The organism is Bradyrhizobium sp. 23 (genome assembly GCF_023073295.1).
In the GTDB taxonomy this organism is placed as follows: Bacteria; Pseudomonadota; Alphaproteobacteria; order Rhizobiales; family Xanthobacteraceae; genus Bradyrhizobium; species Bradyrhizobium canariense_D.
Map to the genome: position 1 here is coordinate 114126 of NZ_JADPJF010000064.1, position 22414 is coordinate 136539.

A 22414-nucleotide genomic window follows, 5' to 3' on the forward strand; every position below is an offset into this window, starting at 1 on the left:
GTGCAAGGTGTGCCGGTGGTGGCCGCGATCATCGCATGTGCTTCGGTCAGTCCAATGGGGCCATGTTCGAGATCGACGATGATCCAGTCGAGTGAGCGCGCCATGATCTGCACGGTCTGCACGCTCGGGATCGTCGCGATCGCGCCGAAGGCGGGGCGACCCTCGCGCCAGAGCTGGCGGAGACGGTTGAGCGGCGTGGTCGGGACGGACATGGGAAGGACCTGTAGGAAACGACGACGGCGGAGCCTAGCAGCGCGCTCTCGAGGCGCAAGATCAGGCTGGAACGCGGCCGCCGAAGAACGGCGTCAGCATTGCCGAAAGGCCATGCACGCGGTTCGAGGTGAAGATCATCTCGGCGCCGGATTGCGCGATGCCACCGGTGTGCGGTCCGAGCAGATCCGAGACGCGGCGGGCGATCGCGGGCGCCGGATCAATCCAGTCGACCGGCCAGGGCGCGAGCTTTTTCAGCCGGTCGAGCAGCAGCGGATAATGCGTGCAGGCGAGCACCACCGTATCGGTGCGCGCGCCTGCGTCCTCGGCATCGCCGACGAAGCACGGGGCGAGCTCGGCGAGGATGGCGTCGTCGCTGACGGGAGAGCCGCTGAGCTCGGATTCAGCCAGCGCGGCCAACTCGGGCGAGCCGACCAGTGTCACCTCGCAACCCTGCGCGAAATCGCGGATCAGCGCCTTGGTGTATTCGCGCTTCACCGTGCCCCTGGTGCCGAGCACCGACACGCGCCGGCTCCTCGACTGCGCGCAGGCCGGCTTGATCGCCGGCACCGTGCCGACGAAGGGCAGGGAATAAGCGGCGCGCAGATGCGATAGGACCAGCGTGGACGCCGTGTTGCAGGCGATCACGACGAGGTCAGGATCGTGCATGCCGATCAATTCCCCCATAAGCGGCACCACGCGGGCGATGATCTCGTCCTCGCTGTGGTGGCCATACGGGAAGAAGGCGTCGTCCGCGACGTAGACGTAATGCGCCTCGGAGCGCGCAGCCACGACCTCACGCAGGACGGTGAGGCCGCCAAGGCCGGAATCGAACACCAGAATCGTCGGGGAATTGGTCACGTGAACACTCTAGCCCGCCATGGTTACCATTCGGTTTTTGGGGCGGTTTTGCGGCAGGGGCACTTAGGGCTATTTTGGAACGATTCAATTTCGCGACGGCCACATGTTCCCGGTATCAGCTGCCGTACTGCGGGGCGGATAGGGACAGGCCCGCAAAACTCCGGAGCACCGACATGATCAGAAATACCAGTCACGGCTGGGGCAGCATTTCCCGATGGCTGCACTGGAGTCTGGCGCTGACCATCATCGGCATGATCGGCTTCGGGTGGTGGATGAACCATATCCCGGCGCGTCCCGACCGCTTCTTCTACCGCTCGATCCACGCCGATATCGGATATGTGATCCTGCTGCTCACGGTGCTTCGCCTGGTCTGGCGTCTCGTCGACCCGGCGCCCGCCATGCCGGCCGGGACCTCGCGCTGGCAGAAGGTCGCGGCCCATGTCAGCCACGGCGCGCTCTACCTCGCCGTCATCGTCGTCACCCTGCTCGGCTGGGCGCATTCCGGTGCGCACGCCCCTGATTATTCGGACTTCTTCGGCCTGTTTCACGTGCCGCAATTCACGGCTCCCGACCGCGCGGCGGCTGGCGTCTATGAAGACCGCCACATCCTCTTTGCCTATGTGCTGCTCGCCTTGATCGCGATTCACGTGATCGCCGCCCTGTGGCACCATTTCATCCGCCGCGACCGCATCGTGGCGCGGATGGTGACGGACGAGGCGGGGTAGGGCGGACATGGGAGGAAGCATCGCGCCCGCGATTGCTTCGCGGCGCTCGCAATGACGGAGTAAGGTGTGGGGTCACGAACTATCCAATTGCGATCGCAGGAGGCCTCATGCTCACCGTCCATCATCTCGGCAAGTCGCAGTCCGAGCGTATCGTCTGGCTGTGCGAGGAGCTGGGGATTCCCTACGAGTTGAAGCGCTATGCGCGCGATCCCGTCACCATGCTGGCTCCGGCCGAGTACAAGGCGCTGCATCCGGCTGGCACGGCGCCGGTGATCACCGACGGCGAGTTGGTGCTCGCGGAATCCGGCGCCGTCGTCGACTACATCGTTGCAAAATATGGCAACGGCCGACTCGTGCTCGGTCCCACTGATCCCGCCTTCGCGCAGTTTCTGTATTGGGTTCATTTCGCCAATGGCAGCCTGCAACCCGGTATGGGACGGATGATGATCCTGAACCGGCTCGATCTCGCCAAGGACAATCCGACCCTGCTCGCGATGAAGGGGCGTCTCGATCAGGCCTACGATCTTCTCGACGCAAGGCTTCGCGAGGCCGAATATCTTGCGGGCAGCGCCTTCACGACCGCCGACATCATGACAGTTTTCTCGCTGACCACGATGCGCTACTTCCAGCCCTATGACCTCCAGCGCTCTCCGAACGTGGTCAAATATCTCGGCCGCATCAGTGCGCGGGCGGGCTATCGGCGTGCGATGGAGAAGGGCGACCCGGGCATGGCGCTGCTCTTGGACTGAGCGGCGAGGCGATCGCTCACGCGATCCTGTTCGTGGTGGCGGCCCTCTCTGTTGCCAGCTGCTTCTGCAGGCGCTCGATGTTTTGCAGCAGCCGCTGGCTGGTCAGCACCAGGAAGTAATAGCCGAACTGCGGGTCCTGGAAGTAGATCTCGAGCAGCCGGTCGTAGGTGATCGTCAGCACCTGGCCGTCCTCGATGCATTCGACCGTTCCGGTGCGCCGGTTGTCCGGCGTGAGGAAGCCGAGTTCGCCCATGAGCGTTCCGGGCAGGATCTCGATGTTGATCTCCTTGACCAGGAACTTGCCGGTGACGGTGAGGAACATCTCGTTAGCCGGATCGCGCAGCTTGAACAGCGTATCGCCGCGACGATATTTGCGTTCGGTCATGAACGGCTTGAGCCATTCGATCGACATGTCGCCTTCGGCTGCATGGCGCGCCTTCTTGACGAGCTTGAGCATCTGCCGCAGGCGCAAGGCGTTGATCGGTAGCAGCAGGAGATAGAGCAGGAAGGTCGACACGTTGGCGGAGAGCGCGCCGAAGACGGCGAAGAACGCGCAGCCGACCATGTTGGCGACGCGCAGCGGCACCATCGTTCGCATCAGGAGGGTGGCGACGAAGAAGCCGGCGCCGACCGCGGCGAACATATTGGCCAACGTGATGTTCTGGACGAAGATCTCCAGCATCCGATTGAAGATCGAGTCATAGGTGACGTTGTTTGGATCGAGGCCCATCTGGACCAGGATCTTCGCGATCCTGAGGTTATCCGTCGCCGCCTCGAGAATGCGGTCGAGGATCGACGAAATGTCTGTGCTGCCGGACGGCATGGTACTATCCCCGCGTAAGGCCTTCAGTCCCGGTCGGTATTCTCGACACCTATAGCCGAAATCGAACGACGACCGCTTGAATGAAGTTTTGGGCCGCCGTGCCGCAAGAGGCAAATTTTAGCCTGATCGGGCGTTTCGGCAATTGCCTGTTTGGCGGTGCATATGGCCGTGGCGCGCCCGCGATTCGGGGGCCAGTGGGTACGAGCCTCGGCGTGGTCGACCTCGGCGGCCGACCGGGCGAGGGGGACCAGGCGTGGGCGTGGGGCGATCCCCCCGCCTTAGGGCTTGGCGGGCGGCACGACCTCCTGCTCGACCAAGCCGAGGTGCCCCGGCAGTGAACCAGCGCGCAGCAGCATGGCGACGCTGTTTGCTTCCTCCAGGGTGAAATTGCCGGAGATCTGGCCCGAGCCGCCGGTGATGGGCTCGCGGATGATGGGGGCGGAGATCACCTTGCCGTCGAGCACGATGGCGAAGGGCTTTGCGATATTCTCTTCGGTGATGTGGGCAAAGCGCCGCGTGCCGCGGCCGTTGAAGCGGAACGAGGCGATCGGCTCTTTCGTGGCGCTCGCAAACCCCGGGCCCGCATAGCTGATGTCGTCGCCGTCGAGCACGCTGTCCTTGGCGACCAGATAAAGGCTCTTGTCCTTGAAGCCGGGCAGGACTTCCGTGCCTGCCGGTGGCGTGCCGGATTGCGCCTGCTCCGGCGGCACCGAGAGGTCGATCAGGCGGAAGCCGACCTTGACCCTGCGGGCGAAGACCGCGGTGACGCGCTCGGGCTCCATCACACCGGGCAGGAAGATGCGGATGCGGTCGGTCCCATCGGGCTGGACGCTGGCCAGCTGGACGCCGGCCTCCTTCAGACGCTGCTCGATCATGGCGATGGCATCTTCGACGAGTTCGTGCAACCGCGCGGCGGATGCCGCATTGGTCGGCACGAGCCTGACCAGTCCGTCGCCGTCGGTCACGGCGAGTGCATGCGACGGCAATCCTTCCGCGGCCGACGCGAGCTTGCGCGCGAGTTGCTCGCGGCCCTTGACGTCGGCAATCTTCAACTCAACGCCGCCGTCGCGGATCGCAAGACCGGAGAAGGCGATCTTGCCCTCGCGCAGGTTCTTGTAGACGTCGTCGCGCAAATCCGTGACTACGCTCTCGCGCAGGCCATCGGTGTCCACCTTGTAGACGATGCGTGACCCGCCGAGCTTCTCCATCTTGTCGCCGATGAAGGCCGAGATCTTGGCGCGCATCTTGTCGAGCTGGCCGTCCTCGGCGAGTGCCGCGCGGGGGAGGGCGATCACCGATGTCATGATCCCCGCTGTCACGGCGAGCGCGATGAACAGCCGGGTAGCGCAATCCCGCGGGGGCGTAGTCATGATCACCTCAGTCTTGCGCCAGGGCGCTGGCGAGGACGCCGGCATGTGAGTCCTATGCCAGTTCTTGGTCCCCGGATCGGGCGCGCAGGTTCAAAAGCCTCTCACCACAGCCCGATTACGGCGGCCGTTAGGTCATGGACGAACGCCAAATCATCCATCATTCTGCCCGTGCTCGGCCGGCCATCGGTCGAGGCCCCGCCAACCCAAAAGTCAAAAGACAGGGCGCGGGGAAATGCATCTGAGGGAGGACGGAATTCCATGGCGGGCATCCATGCGCTCGATCGGCTCATCGGCAGCGACTATCCCGACCTGGCGACGGACGCAGAGGTTCGAGCCTTCGAGCAGGTCCCTTACGCCGATCGCGTCGCGGCCGAGAGCACTTACGACGCCGTCAGGCTGGGTGCGGTCCGCAACCCCGACGGGCCGGCGATCCAGTTCCTGCAAAATGCCGATCCCGCCGACACGCCGGTCGTGGTCACGTACCGCGACTTCATCGCGCGCGTCACGCAAGCGGCCAACATGTTTCACGCACTCGGCGTGGAGAAGGGCGACGTCGTCAGCTTCATGCTGCCGCTGGTGCCGGACGCCTTTGTAACGCTGTTCGGCGCGGAGGCCGCCGGCATCGCCAATCCCGTCAATCCGCTCCTGGAGCCGCACCAGATCGCTGAGATCCTCGAGGCCGCGAATACGAAGATCCTGGTGGCGCTCGGGCCGATGCCGGGCACCGACATCTGGCAGAAAGTCGAGCAGATCAGGCCGCAACTCAAGCAGCTCAAGGCGATCGTGCAGGTGTTCGGTGCTGGCGATCCGGCGAGAGGAATCTTTGCCTTCAACGACCTCATCAAGCCGCAGCCTTCGGACCGCCTTATCAGCGGACGCAAGATTCTCGGCAGCAACATCGCCGCCTATTTCCACACCGGCGGCACCACCGGCACGCCAAAGCTGGTGCGGCACACGCATGCCAACCAAGTCTATCAGGCCTGGGCGCTCAATCTGCTGCTGAAGTCGAAGCCGGGCGCCAACATGCTGTTCGGCATGCCGCTGTTTCACGTCGGGGGCTCCTTGACGCAGGTGCTGACGACGCTGTCGGCTGGCGGTTCGCTGGTCGTGCTGTCGCCGAGCGGATGGCGCAACCCGAATGCGGTGAAGAACATCTGGCAACTGGTCGAGCGCTTCAAGCCGGAGGCGCTGTCGAGCGTGCCGACGGTACTCGCCGCGACGCTCGCGGTACCGCCTGGCAATGCAGACATCTCCAGCCTGAAATATGCAGCCGGTGGCGGCTCCGCGATCCCGGTCGCGGTGGGGTCTGCGATCCAGGACAAGCTCAAGCTGCCGGTCGTCGAGGTCTACGGCATGACCGAGACCTCGAGCGTGCACACGCTGGCCTATCGGTCGCGGCCGATCCGGCTCGGTTCGGTCGGCCTTCCCATGCCTTACGCGCGGGTCCGCATCGTCCAGCTCGATGCCGAGGGCAAGCTGATCCGCGACTGCGCGCCGGACGAGATTGGCGTCGTCATCATGGCTGGCCCAGGCGTGTTCGGCGGCTATCTCAACGACGAGCACAACAAGGGTGCCTTCGTCGACGAGGTCTGGGTCAATTCCGGCGATCTTGGCCGGCTCGATGCCGACGGCTATCTCTGGATCACCGGCCGCGCCAAGGATCTCGTGATCCGCGGGGGCCACAACATCGATCCGGCGCCGATCGAGGAGATCATGTTCCGGCATGCCGCCGTCGGCTTTGCCGCCGTGGTCGGCCAACCCGACGCCTATGCCGGCGAGCTGCCGGTCGGTTACGTGCAGCTGAAGCCGGGCGCGACCGTCGAGCCGGGCGAGTTGGAGACATGGGTGCGCGAGCGTACGCCGGAGCGCGCAGCTGTCCCGGTGCAGGTCATCCCGATCGATCCGATGCCGGTGACGGGCGTCGGCAAGGTGTTCAAGCCGCAGCTGCGCTGGGACGCAGCCCAGCGCGTGTTCACGAAGGTGCTGACACCGCTCACTGAGCGCGGCATCGACTGCAAGGTCAGGGTCGGTGCTCACGGCAGCCACGGTTCGATCGCGACTGTGACGCTGGCGGGCCTGCCGGCGGATCAGCGCGAGGCGGTTGCGAGCGAGGTGCACGCACTGCTTGCACCGTTCGTGATGCGCCATGAGGTGGTGCAAATGTAGCGGACCCAACAGACGGCTTCGACCGTCGGCCCGAAAGCGGGGCGACGCTTCGCCGCATTATCCATAACGCCGGTAGAGCCTCTTATGTGACAAATATCACATAGGAAGAGTTGGTAATTGAGCGATGGTCCGAATAGTCTCGTGGAATTGCATCCGGGGGGACGCAAGTGATTCCGTTTCGGATATTTGTTTTGTTGATTTTGGCCATTGGCCTCGCCTGCGGACCAGCCCATGCGGACCGGCGGGTGGCGCTTGTCATCGGCAATTCCGCCTACAAGAGCGCGCCCAAGCTCGGCAATCCCGTCAACGATGCCACTCTGGTCGGCGGCATGTTCAAGAAGGCGGGCTTTGATTCCGTCGATGTCAGGCTGGATCTCAGCGCCAGCGAGATGCGGCGCATGTTGCGCGAGTTCGCCGGCAGGACCCGCGATGCCGATATGGCGGTGATCTATTACGCCGGCCACGGCATCGAGCTGGAAGGCACCAACTATCTCATTCCGATCGACGCGACGCTGGAGACGGATGGCGACGTGCTCGACGAGACCATCCCGGTGGAGCGCGCGCTGTTCGCGGTAGAGCCGGCCAAACAGCTGCGCCTGATCATCCTGGATGCCTGCCGCGACAATCCGTTTTCCAAGACCATGAAGCGAACGCTGGCTTCGCGCGCGATCGGACGCGGACTCGCCAAGGTCGAGCCGACCAGCCCCAACACCATGATCGCCTTCGCGGCAAAGGCCGGTTCGACTGCGTCCGACGGCGATTCGAGGAACAGCCCGTTCGCCACCGCGCTGGTCGAGCACTTGCCCAAGCCGGGCCTAGATTTGCGCAAGGCGTTCGGATTCGTGCGCGACGACGTGCTGAGGAGCACCGGGAACAAGCAGGAGCCCTTCGTGTATGGCTCGCTGGGCGGCGATGACGTGCCGTTGGTTTCTGCCAAGCCGGCTGCAACCGGTCCGCAGGCAAATCCGCAGGATTCGATTCGCAGGGATTACGAGCTCGCGCTGCAGCTTGCCACGCGCGACGGTTGGGAAGCCTTCCTGGCGCAATATCCCGAAGGCTTCTATGCCAATCTGGCCAAGGGCCAGATGAACAAGATCGCTGCTGAAGAGACGCGCGCGTCGGCCGAGCAAAAAGCGAACGCGGCCGAGCAGCAGAAGGCAAGGCTCATTGCCGAACGCGCCCAGAAGGCCGAGCAGGACAAGGCGGCCGCGGCTGCCAAGGCCGCCGAAGAGGCCCGGGTCGCGGCGGAGAAGCAGAAGCAGATCGAGCAGGCAAGGGCGGACGCGGCCGAGCACCAGCGCAAACTGGCTGAGGCTGCCGCGGCAAAAGCACAAGCCGAGAAGCAGGCAGCGGAGAAGGCCAGGGCCGAGCTTGCCGCCAAGCAGGCCGCCGAGAAGGCGGAGCAGGCGGTAAAACCGGCGGCCGATCGGCAGATGCCTGAGGTCGAGCAGAAAGTTGCAGCCCTTGCGCCGGCGCCGGCATCCACATTGTCGGTGGCTGATCTGACGAAATCACTCCAGAGCGAACTGCGCCGCGTCGGCTGCCTGTCCGTCACTGCGGACGGCGACTGGAATTCAGCTTCGCAGCGCTCGCTGGCGCTGTTCAACAAATACGCCGGTACTCAGTTCGATGCCAAGCTCGCCAGCGCCGACGCGCTCGATGCCCTGAAAGCCAAGCCGGGACGCGTCTGCCCGCTCATTTGCAATTTCGGCTCCAAGGCCGACGGCGATCAATGCGTGAAGATTACCTGCCGCGCCGGCTATCGCGTCGGTGATGACAACGAGTGCGAAAAGACTCAGGAGAAGAAGCCGGTCGCCACGCGTGAGGATTCGCGGAGGCGGGATACGGACCGGAAGGCAAGCGAATCTTCGCCGTCCAGGCCTGAGGCGAGTGGACAGATTATTTGCAGCTCGACGGGATGTCGCCCGGTGCAAAAGGGATGTCGGCTTGTCAGCGGGACGATCCCCGGCAGGGTTAGTTCGAATACAGCCACAGGCGGCAACTTCGAGGTCTGCAATTAGGGTGTCACAGGCAATCGCCCGTAAAAGGCTCGGCGTTTCATGATCGTCTTGCGATCTCTTTCACTGTTGATTTTCGGTCTTTGGCTGGGGTGCGGATCGGCCCAGGCCGACAAGCGCGTTGCGCTCGTCATTGGCAATTCCGCTTACAAGAACGCACCGCGGCTTGCGAACCCGGTGAATGACGCCGGGCTCGTGGGCAGCATGTTCAGGAACGCGGGTTTCGATACGGTCGAGATCCGGCTGGACCTCAATGCCAGCGAAATGCGGCGATCGCTACGCGAGTTCGCGGCCAGGACGCGCGATGCCGACATGGCAGTCATCTACTATGCAGGCCATGGCATCGAGCTGGACGGCAGCAACTATCTCGTTCCGACCGATGCGATGCTGGAAACTGACGGTGACGTCCTCGACGAGACGGTCGCGCTGGATCGCGCGCTGTACGCGGTCGAACCGGCCAAACAACTCCGTCTCGTCATCCTCGATGCGTGCCGCGACAACCCATTCGCCAAGACGATGAAGCGCACCCTGGCCTCGCGCGCGATTGGTGGCGGACTTGCCAAGGTCGAGCCGACCAGTCCGAACACGATGATCGCCTTTGCGGCCAAGGCGGGATCGACGGCGTCGGATGGCGACTCCCGCAACAGCCCGTTCGCGGTCGCGCTGACCGATCATCTCCCGAAGCCCGGGCTCGACTTGCGCAAGGCATTCGGGTTTGTCCGTGACGACGTCTTGAAGAAGACCGGCAACAAGCAGGAGCCGTATGTCTATGGCTCCCTGGGCGGCAGCGACGTGCCGCTGGTGCCGCTGAGGCCAGTCGCCGCAGCAGGTCCGCAGGCGAACCCGCAGGACAGTGTGCGCAAGGACTACGAGCTGGCGCTTCAGGCCGGCCTGCGCGAAGCCTGGGAAGCATTCCTCCAGACCTATCCGGACGGCTTTTACGCCAACCTCGCTCGTGTGCAGTTGAAGAAGATTGCCGCCGAGGAGGATCGCACGGTGGCGACCGAGAAGGCGCGTCTGGCCGAACAGGAGAAGGCGAGGCTCGCGACCGAACGAGCCCAGAAGGCCGAGCAGGAGAAAGCCGCCGCAGCTGCCAAAGCCGCGGAAGAGGCGAGGATCGCGGCCGAGAAAGCCAAGCAGATCGAGCAGGCCAAGGCGGAGGCGGCCGAACGAGATCGCAAGGCGGCGGAAGCTGCCGCGGCCAAGTCGCTCGCGGAGAAGCGGGCGCTCGAGAAAGCGGCGACGGAGGCCGCAACGAAGCAGGCGGCGGACAAGCAGGCGGCTGATGCCGAAAGCAGGAAGGTCGCCGCGCTGTCGCCGCCGCCAAGCTCCCCGCCGCCCGGCGATCTCGCGAAATCCGTTCAGAGCGAGCTGCGCCGCGTCGGCTGTCTTTCGGCCGCCGCTGACGGCGATTGGAACGCCGCATCGCAACGCTCGCTGACGCTGTTCAACAAATATGCCGGCACCCAACTCGACGCGAAGCTTGCAAGCGTCGACGCGCTCGATGCGCTGAAGGCGAAACCAGGACGCGTCTGTCCGCTCGTATGCAATTTCGGCTTCAAGGCCGACGGCGATCAATGCGCGAAGATCACCTGCCGCGCCGGCTATCACGTCGGCGATGACAATGAATGCGAGAAGGTGCCGGAGAAGAAGCCGGTGGTCACGCGCGAGGATTCGAAGAGGCGCGACCAGGACCGCAAGGAGGCGGAGTCCGCGGCTCCGAAGTCGCAGTCCTCTGGGCAGATGATCTGCAACAACGCCGGCTGCAGACCGGTCGCAAAGGGCTGTCACCTCGGGCCGGTGCCCAATGCGAACGCCAGCGCCAAGATCACCGGCGAGGTCTGCAACTGAGGGCCAGGCAGCGGTGATGTCCGGCCGGACCAGACACGTCTGCGGTTGAGGTGAGGGCAGGCGACACGAGGCTTGCGTGCCCCGCCGCAAGCGAGCATCATTCCCAAAAAAATGGGGAAAACCGATGCTTGAGCTCTCGCGCCGCAGTCACCTTCAGCAATTGTCGGCCGTGCTCGGATCCGCCGCGCTGCCTGGGTGGTCGAGATGCGCTAGGGCTTCGGAGGCAGACATTCCCCCCGAGGGCATCGGCAAGGGCATCAAGCACATCTCCTACAGCGACATCGGCGGACGGCCCGACAGCGTGCAGGTGATGTTCAACCGGCAGCATGTCTATGTCGGACATATGTTCAGCGACGGCGTGACGGTCCTGGACGCATCCGATCCGCGTGCGCTGAAGCCGGTCAATTTCTTCACCGCGGGACAATACACTCGCACCCACCATTTACAGGTGGCGGAAGACCTGCTGCTGCTTGCAAACGGCGCCAACATCGTCGCGATGCAGTCCTACGACAATATGCGCGGCTATTTCGAGAACACGCTGGTCGACAGCATCACCAAGGCCAAGAAATTCCGCTGTGGGCTGTCGATCCACGACATATCGAAACCGAACGAGATGCGCGAAATCGCATTCCTCGAAATGCCCGGCTTCGGCATCAATCGGCTGTGGTGGCCGGGCGGCCGCTATGCCTATGTATCGGCGCATCTCGACGGGTTCACCGACCACATCCTTTGCGTGGTCGATCTCAAGACCATCACCAAGCCGGAGATCGTCGCGAAATGGTGGCTGCCGGGCATGAACCGTGCGGCCGGCGAGCCGGCAACGCCGAAGGGCAAGCGCTTTGCGCTCCATCACATGATCACGGCGGGTGATCGCGGCTATGCTGCCTGGCGCGATGGCGGCTTCACCATTCACGACATCAGCGATCCCGTGAATCCAAAGCTGCTGTCCCACATCAACTGGTCGCCGCCCTTCGCCGGCGGGACGCATACGCCGCTGCCGCTGCCCAAGCGACAGCTCGCAATCGTCGCCGACGAAGCGAACGCGGACAATTGCGCCAAGGGGCTGTTCCATACATTCGTTCTCGACGTGCGCGCGCCGGCAAATCCGGTGCCGATCGCGACCCTGCCCACCCCGCGCGACCGCGATTTCTGCACGAACGGCACCTTCGGTCCGCATAATCTGCACGAGAACCGCCCGGGCTCGTTCCAGAGCGAGGAGACGATCTTCGCAACCTACAACAATGCCGGCGTCAGGGTGTTCGACGTCAGGGACGCCTTCGCACCGAAGGAGATCGCGTATTGGGTGCCGCCGACACCGAAAAAGCTCATCGATCCGCGCCCGAACGTCGCGCTCGCGGCCAAAACCTGCGACGCCTATGTCCGGCCTGACGGGCTGATGTTCGTCTCCGACTGGAACGCCGGCATGCACGTGCTGCAATATCAGGGATGAGCGGTGTTGTAGGGTGGGCAAAGGCGCGAAGCGCCGTGCCCACCATTTGCAGCGGAGAAGTTTGTGGTGGGCACGCTTTCGCTTTGCCCACCCGGCGGACCTGCACTAACCCGCCGGCATCCGCGTCTCCACCAACCGCGCCCAGAACGATGCGCCGTGGCCCAAAATGTTGTCGTTGAAGACGTAGGCCGGGTGGTGGCACTCGTTGCCGTCGCCCATGCCGACCAGGATCATCGCGCCGGGGCGTGCTTCCAGCATGAAGGAAAAATCTTCGGCGCCCATCATGGGAATGAACTTGTCGTTGACGCGCTCGGCACCGACGATGTCGCGGGCGACGTCGGCGGCAAGGCCGGCCTCGCGCGCATGGTTCATCGTCACCGGATACATCCGCGTGTATTTGGTCTCCGCCGAGCCGCCATAGGCGCGCGCGATGCTCTCGGCGACTTCGCCGATGCGGCGCTCGACGAGATCGCGCACTTCAGGGTCGAGCGTGCGCACGGTGCCGCCGAGCTCGGCGACCTCGGGGATGATGTTGAAGGCCGTGCCGGAGTGGAATTGCGTGATCGAGATGACGGCTGATTTGAGCGGGTCGACGTTGCGGGACACGATCGACTGCAGCGCGTTGACGATCTGAGCGCCGATCAGCACGCTGTCGATCGACTTGTGCGGACCCGCGCCGGCATGGCCGCCCTTGCCGTGCACCGTGATCTGGATGTTGTCGGAGGAGGCGAGCATCGCGCCGGGTGTGGTCGCGAAATGGCCTTCGGGCAGGCCCGGCATGTTGTGCATGCCATAGACCTCCTGGATGTTCCAGCGCGTCATCAGCCCGTCCTCGACCATCGCCTTGCCGCCGCCGCCGCCTTCTTCCGCGGGCTGAAAGATCACCACGGCCGTGCCGTCGAAATTGCGCGTCTCGGCGAGGTATTTGGCGGCGCCGAGCAGCATCGCGGTGTGGCCGTCATGGCCGCAAGCGTGCATCTTGCCGGGGACCTTGGAGGCATAGGGTACGCCCGACGTCTCCATGATCGGCAGCGCATCCATGTCGGCGCGCAGGCCAATGGTCTTGCCCGAGGCGGACTTGCGGCCGCGGATCACGCCGACGACGCCGGTGCGGCCGATGCCCGTCACCACCTCGTCGCAGCCGAACTCGCGCAAGCGGTCGGCGACGATGCCGGCGGTGCGGTGGACGTCGTATTGCAGCTCCGGATTCTCGTGGAAGTCATGGCGCCAGGCGGCCATTTCGTCGGAGAGGGCGGCAACGCGGTTGACGATGGGCATGAGGGAGGTCCGCCTTGATTTGTAGCCCGGATGAGCGAAGCGAAATCCGGGATTTTTTGTGGGAAAAGTCCCGGGTGTCGCTGCGCTCACCCGGGCTACGAATGACGCTCAGCTTTCGCCGAACACGCGCTTGAAGATCGTGTCGACGTGCTTGAAGTGATAGCCGAGGTCGAACTGCTCGTCGATTTCGGCGTCGGTGAGATACTTCTTCACGTCAGCGTCCTTCTTCAGGAGCTGGAGGAAGTCGCCCTCGCCGCGCCAGACCGGCATGGCGTTGCGCTGCACGAGCTTGTAGGCGTCCTCGCGGCTTGCGCCCTTCTGCGTCAGCGCCAGCAGAACGCGCTGCGAATGCACGAGGCCGCCGAGGCGGTCGAGGTTCTTCTGCATGTTGGCGGGGTACACCAGCAGCTTGTCGATCAGGCCGGCGAGGCGGACCAGCGCGAAGTCCAGCGTCACGGTCGCGTCGGGGCCCATCATGCGTTCGGCAGAGGAGTGCGAGATATCGCGCTCGTGCCAGAGCACGACGTTCTCCAGCGCCGGGGTCACATAGGCGCGCACCATGCGCGACAGCCCGGTGAGGTTTTCCGAGAGCACCGGATTGCGCTTGTGCGGCATCGCGGACGAACCCTTCTGCCCTTCGGAGAAGAACTCCTCGGCTTCCAGCACTTCGGTGCGCTGCATGTGGCGGATCTCCACCGCGAAACGCTCGACCGAGGAAGCGATCACACCGAGCGTCGAGAAATACATCGCGTGGCGGTCGCGGGGGATGACCTGCGTCGAGATCGGCTCGGGGACGAGGCCCATGGCATTGGCAACATGCTGTTCGACGCGCGGGTCGATCTGGGCAAAAGTGCCGACCGCACCAGAGATGGCGCAGGTGGCGACTTCCTTCCGCGCCGCGATCAGGCGCTCCCTGGCGCGCGAGAATTCCGCATAGGCATAAGCGAGCTTGAGGCCGAAGGTCACGGGTTCGGCATGGATGCCGTGGCTGCGGCCGATGGTCGGCGTCATCTTGTGCTCGAGGGCGCGCTTCTTCAGCGCCGCCAGCACCTTGTCGAGGTCGGCGAGCAGCAGGTCAGCGGCGCGGGTGAGCTGGACGTTGAGGCAGGTGTCGAGCACGTCGGAGGAGGTCATGCCCTGATGCACGAAGCGCGCTTCGGGGCCGACGATCTCGGCGAGGTGGGTGAGGAAGGCGATGACGTCGTGCTTGGTCTCGCGCTCGATCTCGTCGATGCGGGCGACGTCGAAAGTGGCGTCCTTGGCCTTGCCCCAGACCGTTTTGGCGGCCTCCTTGGGAATCGTGCCGAGCTCGGCAAGGGCGTCCGCCGCATGCGCCTCGATCTCGAACCAGATCTTGAACCGGGTCTGCGGCTCCCAGATCGAGGCCATTTCCGGGCGGGTATAGCGGGGGATCATTGGACTGCTCCAGGAAGGTGGGCGGGCGACCCAGAAGGGGCGACCTGCCAAAATGCTTTTTACGCCGTGACTTAGCAGAGCGGGGAGAGCGAAACAAACGGCACCGGCAACGTAGCGGGGGATGATTGGGCTGGGTGGGGGGCATCGGCCGGCCGCGGCGCGCGATGAGCGGCACGTGCCCCGGGGCCGCAGATATTAACTGTCAATCACGGATCATTGACTGACAGATATTGAAATCTGTCAGCGAGACGTGTATATCCGTTCTCGGACGCTCCAATCGGGCGTCTGGCGGCATCCCGGGAGCCCGACGTCCCAAGCAGATGGGGGATTGAGGGTCGCAATTGAACAACAGGGACCGCCAATTGATTGGAGACTTACGACAATGACGACCGAAATCATCAATTTGACCGGGACGATTGGGCACTGGCTCAATTTACTGGTGGCGCGCCAGATCGCGGCGCAGGCTGCAAAACTGCCTCATTAAGGCGAGAGCTTTCCGAAACGACCGGCACGGGCGCTTCGGAAGCAGCTCTGTCACCGGGTAACTGAGCCCTCAACGGGAACATGGTGCTGGCATGAACGAAGCCGTTATCTTGACGCCGGAGCGGATCCTCGAAGTCACCGAGGACGTGCTGCGGCGTTACGGACTGGCCAAAGCCACCGTGGTCGACGTTGCCCGTGCGCTCGATGTGAGCCATGGCAGCGTCTATCGCCATTTCCCGAGCAAGGCTTCGCTGCGCGAAGCGGTTGCCAAACGCTGGCTTGACCGCATCGACGCGCCGCTGCTGGCGATCGCCAAGGAGCAGGGCCCGGCGCCTGACAGGCTCGACCGCTGGCTGCGCACGCTGTTCGCCGCCAAACGTTCGCGTGTGCTCGACGACCCCGAGATGTTCGACACTTATCTGACCCTGGCGCGCGAAGCCTGCGCGGCCGTCAAATGTCACAAGGACACCATGATCGACCAGATCGCGGCAATCCTGTCCGACGGCGTGACGCAGGGCGTGTTCGCCGTCGATGACGTCAAGACCACCGCGCGTGCGATCTTCGATGCCACAGTCCGCTTTCACCATCCGGCCCATGCCGACGAGTGGAAGGATGCCGATCTCTCGGCGCGTGTCGATGCGACGCTGGCGCTGGTATTGCGCGGGCTGAAGGCGTAGGCCGAATACTCCACGCGCTGTTCCAAAGCCGCTCGATCGCCCGCATGGGCGGCGCTTTTATCCGTCGACCTTGTGGGCGAGGGCACCATCGCGAAGCGAACGCGGATGGTGGGACTTTTTCCGCGCACGAAGAGCGGTACCCGCCAATGGCACGACCGGGGGGCTTTCCGGATACGCATTGACTTCAATTTCGACGAGGTCCTTCGCCCGCTTTCGAAGCCTGTAGAATGCAAGCTCCTGTTCGAGCATGGGGCAGTGGAATCGAATGGTTGCTGTGTCTGGCAAGCGGCAGAGTTCATCGATGAGCTCGCCGACAGTGATGAGCGCGGGATAGGTAGCTTCGCGGATAGCCTTACTCATGGCGGAACTCCTTCACTGCGGTACTAACTGGAGTTCGATGGCCTCCGTTCCAATCCGCATCGCAAGGCGGTCGAAATATACCTGGGAGACGCCCGCATGCGGAGGATGGCTCCGTGCGCCTGCCTTCAGGGAGGGGCAAACATCTAGATCTTCGTCAGTCCACAATTGGCTGCCAGCCGCACCAGCTGCGCGTCCGTACGCGCGCCGGTCTTGGTCTTGATCAGATAGTGATAGTTCTGCACCGTCTTGACGCTCAGATTGAGATGCGCAGCGATCTGTTCGGTCGTGGCACCGCCGGCGAACTGGCGCAGGATCTCGATCTCGCGTTCTCCCAATTGATCCAGCGCCGAGCCCGCCGACAGACTGTCCTCGGCCAAGATGTGCGCGATGTCGTCGCTCATGGCGCGCTCGCCGCGGGCAACGCTGCGGATCGCGGACACGACCGCGGACGGCTCGCTACTCTTGGTGACGAAGCCGCTGGCGCCGGCACTGAAGGCTGCCTTCACCAGAACGGCTTCGTTGTGCATGGTAAAGACGAGGATGCGCGCCCGCGGACTGCGCGCGCGGATGTTGCGGATGGCTTCCAGTCCGCTCGCGCCGGGCATCGAGATATCAAGCACGACGACATCAGGATCGCGCGCCTTGAAGGCGCTGTAGGCATCCGCAGCGTTGTCGGCTTCCGCCACGACATGCAGATCACCCTGGCTTTCCAGCACGCGCCGATAGCCTTGCCGCACGATCGGATGGTCGTCGACCAGCAGCACGGAAATGCCTGTTGCCATCTCGTTCATGCCGGCCTCATGCGGCGAGCGGGATGGTGGCGGCGACGCTGAGTCCGCCTCGGGCAGGCAGGATCGAGAATGAGCCGCCGGCCGCTGCGACGCGCTCGCGGATGCCGGTGAGGCCGAAGCCGGCCGACTGCTTGACGCGTGCCGCGTCGCCGCCGCCATCGTCGTCGACACGGATCAGCAATGCATCGTCGTCGCCCGCGCGCCGTTCCACGCTGAGCGAAATCTCGCGTGCCGCGCCGTGGCGCAACGCGTTGGTCAGGCATTCCTGCGCGACGCGATAGGCCGTGATAGCGGCCGGGCCGCTGATGTCGGTGAGGTCGCCCTTGAGATCGAGCTGGATCGTCGGCCGCGCCGAGCTCTGCGAGCGCCAGCTATCCACCAAATTCACGAGGCTCGCCTCCAGCCCAAGCTCGGCGGGCAGGGGATTGCGCAGGCGCTTCAGCGCGTCGCGCAGCGAGGCCATCAGATGATGCGTGGCCTGCGAGATCATCCGCGCGTCCTGCGCGACGTCGTTGTGCTTGTCTCCCTTCGTGCTCGCCGTTTCGATGGTGTTGGCGAAGGCGAGGATGGCCGAGAGATTTTGTCCGAACTCGTCGTGCAGCTCGCGGGCGAGCGCGCAGCGTTCGTCGTCGCGGATCTCGATCAGGCGCCGCGTCAGCGCCGCGCGCTGTTCGGTAGCCTCCTCCAGCCGGCCGCCGAGCTCGCCGACGGCGCTGCCGATCATCGCCAGCTCCATCGACCGGAAGCGCGGCAGTTTCGTGCGATATTGGCCGCGGGCCATGCGCTGCAAGGCCGTGACGATCGTGCGCGCCGGCGCCAGCGCATGCGCAATCGCGAGCGAGGCCAGCAGCGCGATCGCCGCCGCCATCAAAAGCGCGACGTCGATCACGTTGAGGATGTACTCCCAGGCAAGCGAGATGGCGGCCGTTTCATCCGGCGTCGCGACCACCGTTCCGGCGGTCGCCGCGCGGGGACTGACGGGCCGTATCACTTCGGCATGGCTGCCGAGGAAGGTCGGCACGATCGACGCGAACCAGCGCGGCGGCGTCTTGCCCAGCCCCTCGCTCTGGCCGCAGAGCGGCTTTTCGAATGCGATGGCCGGTTGGAATTCGACGCAGACGCCGGGTGAGATCAGCTTCATCGTTTCCAGCGTGCGCCACTCCGGAACCGGCAGAAGCTGCTCGCGTGTTCTGCTGCTACGCAACAGGAATTCGTGCCAATACAGGGCCTGAAGCGCCTGGGCGACCCGCTGCGCCGAGGCCGCAGTCGCCCGGTCCACGCTGCGATAGGCGTCGAACGTGGCCCAGATCGTCGCCGCGCCAAGGCAGAGCACGACAATGAGAAACAGACGGGCGACAAGCTGAAGCACAAGGCGCATGCGATCACCCCAAAGTTTGCTAAGGTCAGCCTAACAACGCCGCCGCGCCTTGCCAATTGCGAGGCACGGCAAGATGGTAGCTCGGGCAAATTTCCCATGCTGGATTGGGCATGGCTCTTTGGACCGGGCGCGGCGGCTTTGATCTAATGGGCGGAATTCACGGCCAGGAGCGGTGCAGCATGAGTTCGATGACGATTGGGCCGATCGCGGGGCCTGCTGCCGACCCATCCGAGCGCAGTGCGCTCCTGTTCTGGATGATCTTCACCGGGCTTTCGATCTTCGCCGTCGTGCTGCTGTGGCGGTTCGGCCTGATCCGCTTGATGCTGACCTCAGATCGGACCTACATTTCCAGCGTGATCGCGCTGCTCTATGTCCTCACCTGCGGTCACTGCTTCCTGCGCACGCGGGCCATTGCCCGCGAGGGCGCGGCGGCAAGGCGCTGCCGCGCGGTGCTTGCGGCCCCCGAGGGCGGCAGGGCGCTCGACGTCGGCGCTGCCGCGCTGCCGCGCGGGCTGGTGCGGGACCACATTGAGAGCCTCGTGACCAAGGCCGCGGCGCAGGACTACCGCCCCGTCGACCAGACGCTATTGCTGCGAACGCTCGCCGACCGGCTGCGCGGCTCCAACGGCTTCGGGGCCTTCGTCTCGGATACGCTGATGAAGCTCGGCCTGCTCGGCACCATCGTCGGCTTCATCATCATGCTGGCGCCGATCGCGGGACTGGATGCCGCCGACAAGGTCGCGATGCGATCCTCGATGGGACTAATGAGCGACGGCATGGCGGTCGCGATGTACACGACGCTGGCGGGCCTCGTCGGTTCGATCCTGGTCCGCATCCAGTATTACATGCTGGATGCCGCGACCCAGAAGGTGTTCTCGGATGCGGTGGTGCTGACCGAGACCTATGTGACGCCGGTGCTGGAACGTAAGGGCGCTGGAATCGCGACATGATGGATGATTTCGGTCTCTATCCGCGCGAGGAGCCGTTCGATCCCTTGGGCGTGATGCTGTTCAAGGCGCTCCAGGTGATCGCTTTCCTGTTCTTCCTCGCGCTGCTCGCGGTCTCGCCGGACGCCAAGGACGGCAAGATCGACTCCAAGGCCGAGTTCATGATCACGCTGGACTGGCCCGACAGCCATCCCGACGATCTCGACCTGTTCGTGCAGGATCCCGTGGGCAATATCGCCTGGTATCGCCACCGCGAGGCCGGCTTCCTCACGCTCGACCGCGACGATCGCGGCGGAGCCAACGACTTCATCATGGTCAACGGCAAAAAGATTGCCTCGCCGATCCGCGAAGAGATCGTCACGGTGCGGGGCATCGTTCCCGGCGAATACACCGTCAATGTCTCACATTTCGTGGCTACGACCGGCGAGCCTGTGACGGCCAATGTGAAGGTGCAAAAACTCAATCCGACGGCGCAGGTGATCTTCGATAACAAGTTCACGGTCGATCACACCGGCGACGAGAAGACCGCGGTGCGGTTCCGACTCGACGCCGAAGGCAAGGTCGTCAATGTGGACCAGCGGCCGAAATCGCTGCTGGAGACCTTTCGCAGCGGCTGGCGCAACGGCGCCGATCTCGACCCGAGCACCGGCGTGAGCAAGAACGCTGTGAGGGTGCGCCGTGACTAGCCTGCCAACGGTCATCCTCACGCTATCGATAGCCTACGCCGTCATCGGTGCGCTGCTGCTGGTCGTTCTGGTCTATGCGCGGCTGCATTGGTCGTTCAAGGCGGTCGCGGTGGTCGTGACCAGTGCGTTCTATGTCGTCAGCTTCACCGAGATGCGCGGGCTGCTCGGCTGGGCCAGCGCCGATCGGCTGCCGGCCTCGTTCAAGCTGCTGAAGGCCCGCATCGTCGAGCCGCATTCGCTGGAGGGCGATCCCGGCTCGATCTATCTCTGGGTCGAGCAGCTCGACGAGGACAATCGGCCGAGTGGCATCCCGCGCGCCTTTCGTGTGCCCTACAATGACAGGCTGGCCGACAAGACCCATGCGGCGGAGAACGAGATCGCGCTGGGACATCCGCAAGGCGGCCGGGCCGCCGATTTCGGCGGCGGCGATGGCAGCCTCATCGACATGGTCCGGGAATATGTGACGCCCAAGACCATCATGGAGACGAGCGGAGGCGATTCCTCGACCGGCGAATTCCTGGCACCACCGGCCGGCGCGCAGGGCGCCGTGTTCACGCCGTTGCCGCCGCCCCGGATGCCGCCGAAGGACGAGCAATAGGCTCTTCACCATCGCGACAGGGCAGTGCTGGCAAACCGCGCGCCGCTGGCGCATGTTCTTGACCTCCCTCAATTTAGCCTTATCGGCTCCCAATAAGGTTCGAGGGTGGAGGGTGCGTGCTTCTCGCTGTCTTCTCGGATATCCACGGCAACCGGCAGGCGTTCGAGGCGTGCCTGAAAGTCGCGCGGGCGCGTGGCGCCGAGCGCTTCATCCTGCTTGGCGACTTCGTCGGCTATGGCGCCGATCCGGAATGGGTGGTGGATACCGCGATGGAGCTGGTTGTCCAAGGCGCCGTCGCCGTGCGCGGCAATCATGACCAGGCGGTGAATTCCTCGGCCGAGACCATGAATGCCGAGGCGCAAATCGCGATCGAATGGACCCGCGGCCGGCTCGACACCGCGCAGCGGCGGTTCCTGGCGGAATTGCCGATGCTGGTGGAGGACGGCGATCGCCTGTTCGTGCATTCGGAAGCCTCCAGCCCCCGAAGCTGGCACTATGTCCGATCGACCGCCGACGCAGCCAAGAGCCTGATCGCGACGCCGGCTCATGTCACGTTCTGCGGCCACATCCACCGCCCGGCGATCTATTCGATGTCGGTGACGGCGAAGATGTCGGGACTCGTGCCCAAGACTGACGTCTCCGTACCGCTGCTGCGCGGCCGGCAATGGCTTGCGGTGCTCGGCTCGGTCGGCCAGCCGCGCGATGGCGATCCATCCGCGGCTTTCGCGCTGTTCGACACGGTCTCGTGCCAGATCACCTATTGCCGCGCGCCCTACGACGTCGAGACGGCCGCGAACCGGATCCGCGAGAACGGCCTGCCGCATTGGCTCGCCGACCGACTGTCGCAGGGGCGTTAGAGGCCGATGCCGAAACCCCTCGTCAAATCGGGCGCAGAGATCGACGGCTACACGATTGGCGAATGCGTCCATGCCGGCGGAATGGCGACGCTGTGGACCGTCACCCGTCCCGGCCTCGACGTGCCGCTGCTGATGAAAATTCCGCGGGTGTCGGAGGGCGAGGACCCCGCGGCGATCGTCTCCTTCGAGATGGAGATGATGATCCTGCCGCGGCTTGCGGGTCCGCACGTGCCCTCCTGTTTCGGCACCGGCGATTTCGCCCACCAGGCCTATGTCGTGATCGAGCGCATCTCCGGGACCACGCTCTACAAGCGGTTGCCCGACCTGCCGCTGCCGTATGACGAGGCGCGGCAGCTCGTCGCCAGGATCGCAACGGGGCTTGCTGATTTGCACCGGCAGAACGTGATCCATCACGACATCAAGCCGAGCAGCATCATGTTCCGCGAGAGCGGCGAGGCGGTGTTGATCGACTATGGCCTGTCGCATCACAACCATCTGCCGGACCTGTTGCAGGAGGAATTCCGCCTGCCTTACGGCACCGCGCCCTATATGGCGCCAGAACGGTTGTCAGGGGTGCGCGACGATCCGCGCAGCGATCTGTTCTCGCTGGGCGTGCTGCTCTATTTCTTCACGACCGGCGAGCGGCCGTTCGGCGAGGGCGAGACACTGCGTGCGATGCGGCGCCGGCTTTGGCGCGATCCGCACCCGCCGCGCGGCTTG

General features: G+C 64.4%; 20 protein-coding genes and 1 pseudogene. 12 read left to right on the forward strand and 9 right to left on the reverse strand.

Features of this window, described 5'->3' with window-relative positions; all coding sequences use genetic code 11:
• Together IVB32_RS15585 and murI are read right to left on the reverse strand one after the other, a co-directional pair.
• Positions 1-212 (reverse strand): annotated as a pseudogene (locus IVB32_RS15585) (2,4-dihydroxyhept-2-ene-1,7-dioic acid aldolase); the annotation flags it as partial.
• A 61-nt stretch (positions 213-273) separates the two neighbouring features.
• A complete protein-coding gene (gene murI, locus IVB32_RS15590; protein ID WP_247368138.1) occupies positions 274-1071 on the reverse strand; it encodes a glutamate racemase in 798 nt (265 codons plus the stop codon).
• A 173-nt stretch (positions 1072-1244) separates the two neighbouring features.
• On the opposite strand from murI, the gene IVB32_RS15595 reads away from it, so the two are divergent.
• Both IVB32_RS15595 and IVB32_RS15600 read left to right on the forward strand, forming a co-directional pair.
• On the forward strand, positions 1245-1796 hold the full coding sequence (locus IVB32_RS15595; RefSeq protein ID WP_247368135.1) for a cytochrome b: 552 nt from the start codon (positions 1245-1247) through the stop codon (positions 1794-1796).
• Positions 1797-1903: 107 nt separating this feature from the next.
• Entirely contained in the window at positions 1904-2545 is a 642-nt protein-coding gene (locus tag IVB32_RS15600) for a glutathione S-transferase family protein (protein ID WP_247297284.1), read from the forward strand.
• A 16-nt stretch (positions 2546-2561) separates the two neighbouring features.
• Here IVB32_RS15600 and IVB32_RS15605 read toward each other — a convergent pair whose 3' ends face one another.
• Positions 2562-3368, reverse strand: coding sequence for a cyclic nucleotide-binding domain-containing protein (locus tag IVB32_RS15605; protein ID WP_018455547.1), 807 nt, complete (start codon positions 3366-3368; stop codon positions 2562-2564).
• Positions 3369-3646: 278 nt separating this feature from the next.
• Positions 3647-4738 (reverse strand): preprotein translocase subunit SecD, encoded by a 1092-nt coding sequence (locus IVB32_RS15610; RefSeq protein ID WP_247297286.1) that lies wholly within the window; start codon positions 4736-4738, stop codon positions 3647-3649.
• Between the two features lie 258 nt (positions 4739-4996).
• Between IVB32_RS15610 and IVB32_RS15615 the strand changes: the two genes are divergently transcribed.
• The 4 genes from IVB32_RS15615 (at position 4997) to IVB32_RS15630 (ending at position 12223) form a co-directional block, all read left to right on the forward strand.
• Positions 4997-6904, forward strand: coding sequence for an acyl-CoA synthetase (locus tag IVB32_RS15615; RefSeq protein ID WP_247361890.1), 1908 nt, complete (start codon positions 4997-4999; stop codon positions 6902-6904).
• A gap of 167 nt (positions 6905-7071) precedes the next feature.
• Positions 7072-8925: a caspase family protein gene (locus IVB32_RS15620; RefSeq protein ID WP_247361893.1), complete on the forward strand. Its 1854-nt coding sequence runs from the start codon at positions 7072-7074 to the stop codon at positions 8923-8925.
• Between the two features lie 39 nt (positions 8926-8964).
• Positions 8965-10773, forward strand: a complete 1809-nt coding sequence (locus IVB32_RS15625; protein ID WP_247297292.1) for a caspase family protein — start codon at positions 8965-8967, stop codon at positions 10771-10773.
• 124 nt (positions 10774-10897) lie between these two features.
• Positions 10898-12223 carry a hypothetical protein gene (locus tag IVB32_RS15630; protein WP_085358876.1) on the forward strand — a complete coding sequence of 442 codons (1326 nt, stop codon included), beginning with the start codon at positions 10898-10900 and terminating at the stop codon, positions 12221-12223.
• A gap of 105 nt (positions 12224-12328) precedes the next feature.
• Here IVB32_RS15630 and IVB32_RS15635 read toward each other — a convergent pair whose 3' ends face one another.
• Both IVB32_RS15635 and purB read right to left on the reverse strand, forming a co-directional pair.
• Positions 12329-13501, reverse strand: a complete 1173-nt coding sequence (locus tag IVB32_RS15635) for a M20 aminoacylase family protein (protein ID WP_085349348.1) — start codon at positions 13499-13501, stop codon at positions 12329-12331.
• Positions 13502-13609: 108 nt separating this feature from the next.
• Positions 13610-14917: an adenylosuccinate lyase gene (gene purB / locus IVB32_RS15640; RefSeq protein WP_247337346.1), complete on the reverse strand. Its 1308-nt coding sequence runs from the start codon at positions 14915-14917 to the stop codon at positions 13610-13612.
• A gap of 575 nt (positions 14918-15492) precedes the next feature.
• Here purB and IVB32_RS15645 point away from each other — a divergent pair.
• Positions 15493-16077: a TetR family transcriptional regulator gene (locus tag IVB32_RS15645; RefSeq protein WP_018455555.1), complete on the forward strand. Its 585-nt coding sequence runs from the start codon at positions 15493-15495 to the stop codon at positions 16075-16077.
• A 57-nt stretch (positions 16078-16134) separates the two neighbouring features.
• On the opposite strand, the gene IVB32_RS15650 is transcribed toward IVB32_RS15645, so the two are convergent.
• The 3 genes from IVB32_RS15650 to IVB32_RS15660 form a co-directional block, all read right to left on the reverse strand.
• Positions 16135-16437 carry a hypothetical protein gene (locus IVB32_RS15650; RefSeq protein WP_018455556.1) on the reverse strand — a complete coding sequence of 101 codons (303 nt, stop codon included), beginning with the start codon at positions 16435-16437 and terminating at the stop codon, positions 16135-16137.
• A gap of 143 nt (positions 16438-16580) precedes the next feature.
• Positions 16581-17228, reverse strand: a complete 648-nt coding sequence (locus tag IVB32_RS15655) for a response regulator transcription factor (RefSeq protein ID WP_085385056.1) — start codon at positions 17226-17228, stop codon at positions 16581-16583.
• A gap of 7 nt (positions 17229-17235) precedes the next feature.
• The gene (locus IVB32_RS15660; RefSeq protein WP_085361683.1) at positions 17236-18606 is read right to left on the reverse strand and encodes a histidine kinase; all 1371 of its coding nucleotides are present in this window, start codon (positions 18604-18606) and stop codon (positions 17236-17238) included.
• A 179-nt stretch (positions 18607-18785) separates the two neighbouring features.
• Between IVB32_RS15660 and IVB32_RS15665 the strand changes: the two genes are divergently transcribed.
• The 5 genes from IVB32_RS15665 to IVB32_RS15685 form a co-directional block, all read left to right on the forward strand.
• Positions 18786-19556: a MotA/TolQ/ExbB proton channel family protein gene (locus tag IVB32_RS15665; protein WP_085351049.1), complete on the forward strand. Its 771-nt coding sequence runs from the start codon at positions 18786-18788 to the stop codon at positions 19554-19556.
• Positions 19553-20239, forward strand: a complete 687-nt coding sequence (locus tag IVB32_RS15670) for a hypothetical protein (RefSeq protein WP_085351050.1) — start codon at positions 19553-19555, stop codon at positions 20237-20239. Before IVB32_RS15665 ends, IVB32_RS15670 begins: the two co-directional genes overlap by 4 nt.
• On the forward strand, positions 20232-20837 hold the full coding sequence (locus IVB32_RS15675) for a hypothetical protein (protein ID WP_018455562.1): 606 nt from the start codon (positions 20232-20234) through the stop codon (positions 20835-20837). Before IVB32_RS15670 ends, IVB32_RS15675 begins: the two co-directional genes overlap by 8 nt.
• Positions 20838-20953: 116 nt before the next feature.
• On the forward strand, positions 20954-21694 hold the full coding sequence (locus tag IVB32_RS15680; RefSeq protein ID WP_085351051.1) for a metallophosphoesterase family protein: 741 nt from the start codon (positions 20954-20956) through the stop codon (positions 21692-21694).
• A gap of 6 nt (positions 21695-21700) precedes the next feature.
• On the forward strand, positions 21701-22414 hold a 714-nt coding region (locus tag IVB32_RS15685), incomplete at its 3' end, for a serine/threonine-protein kinase (protein WP_247410703.1).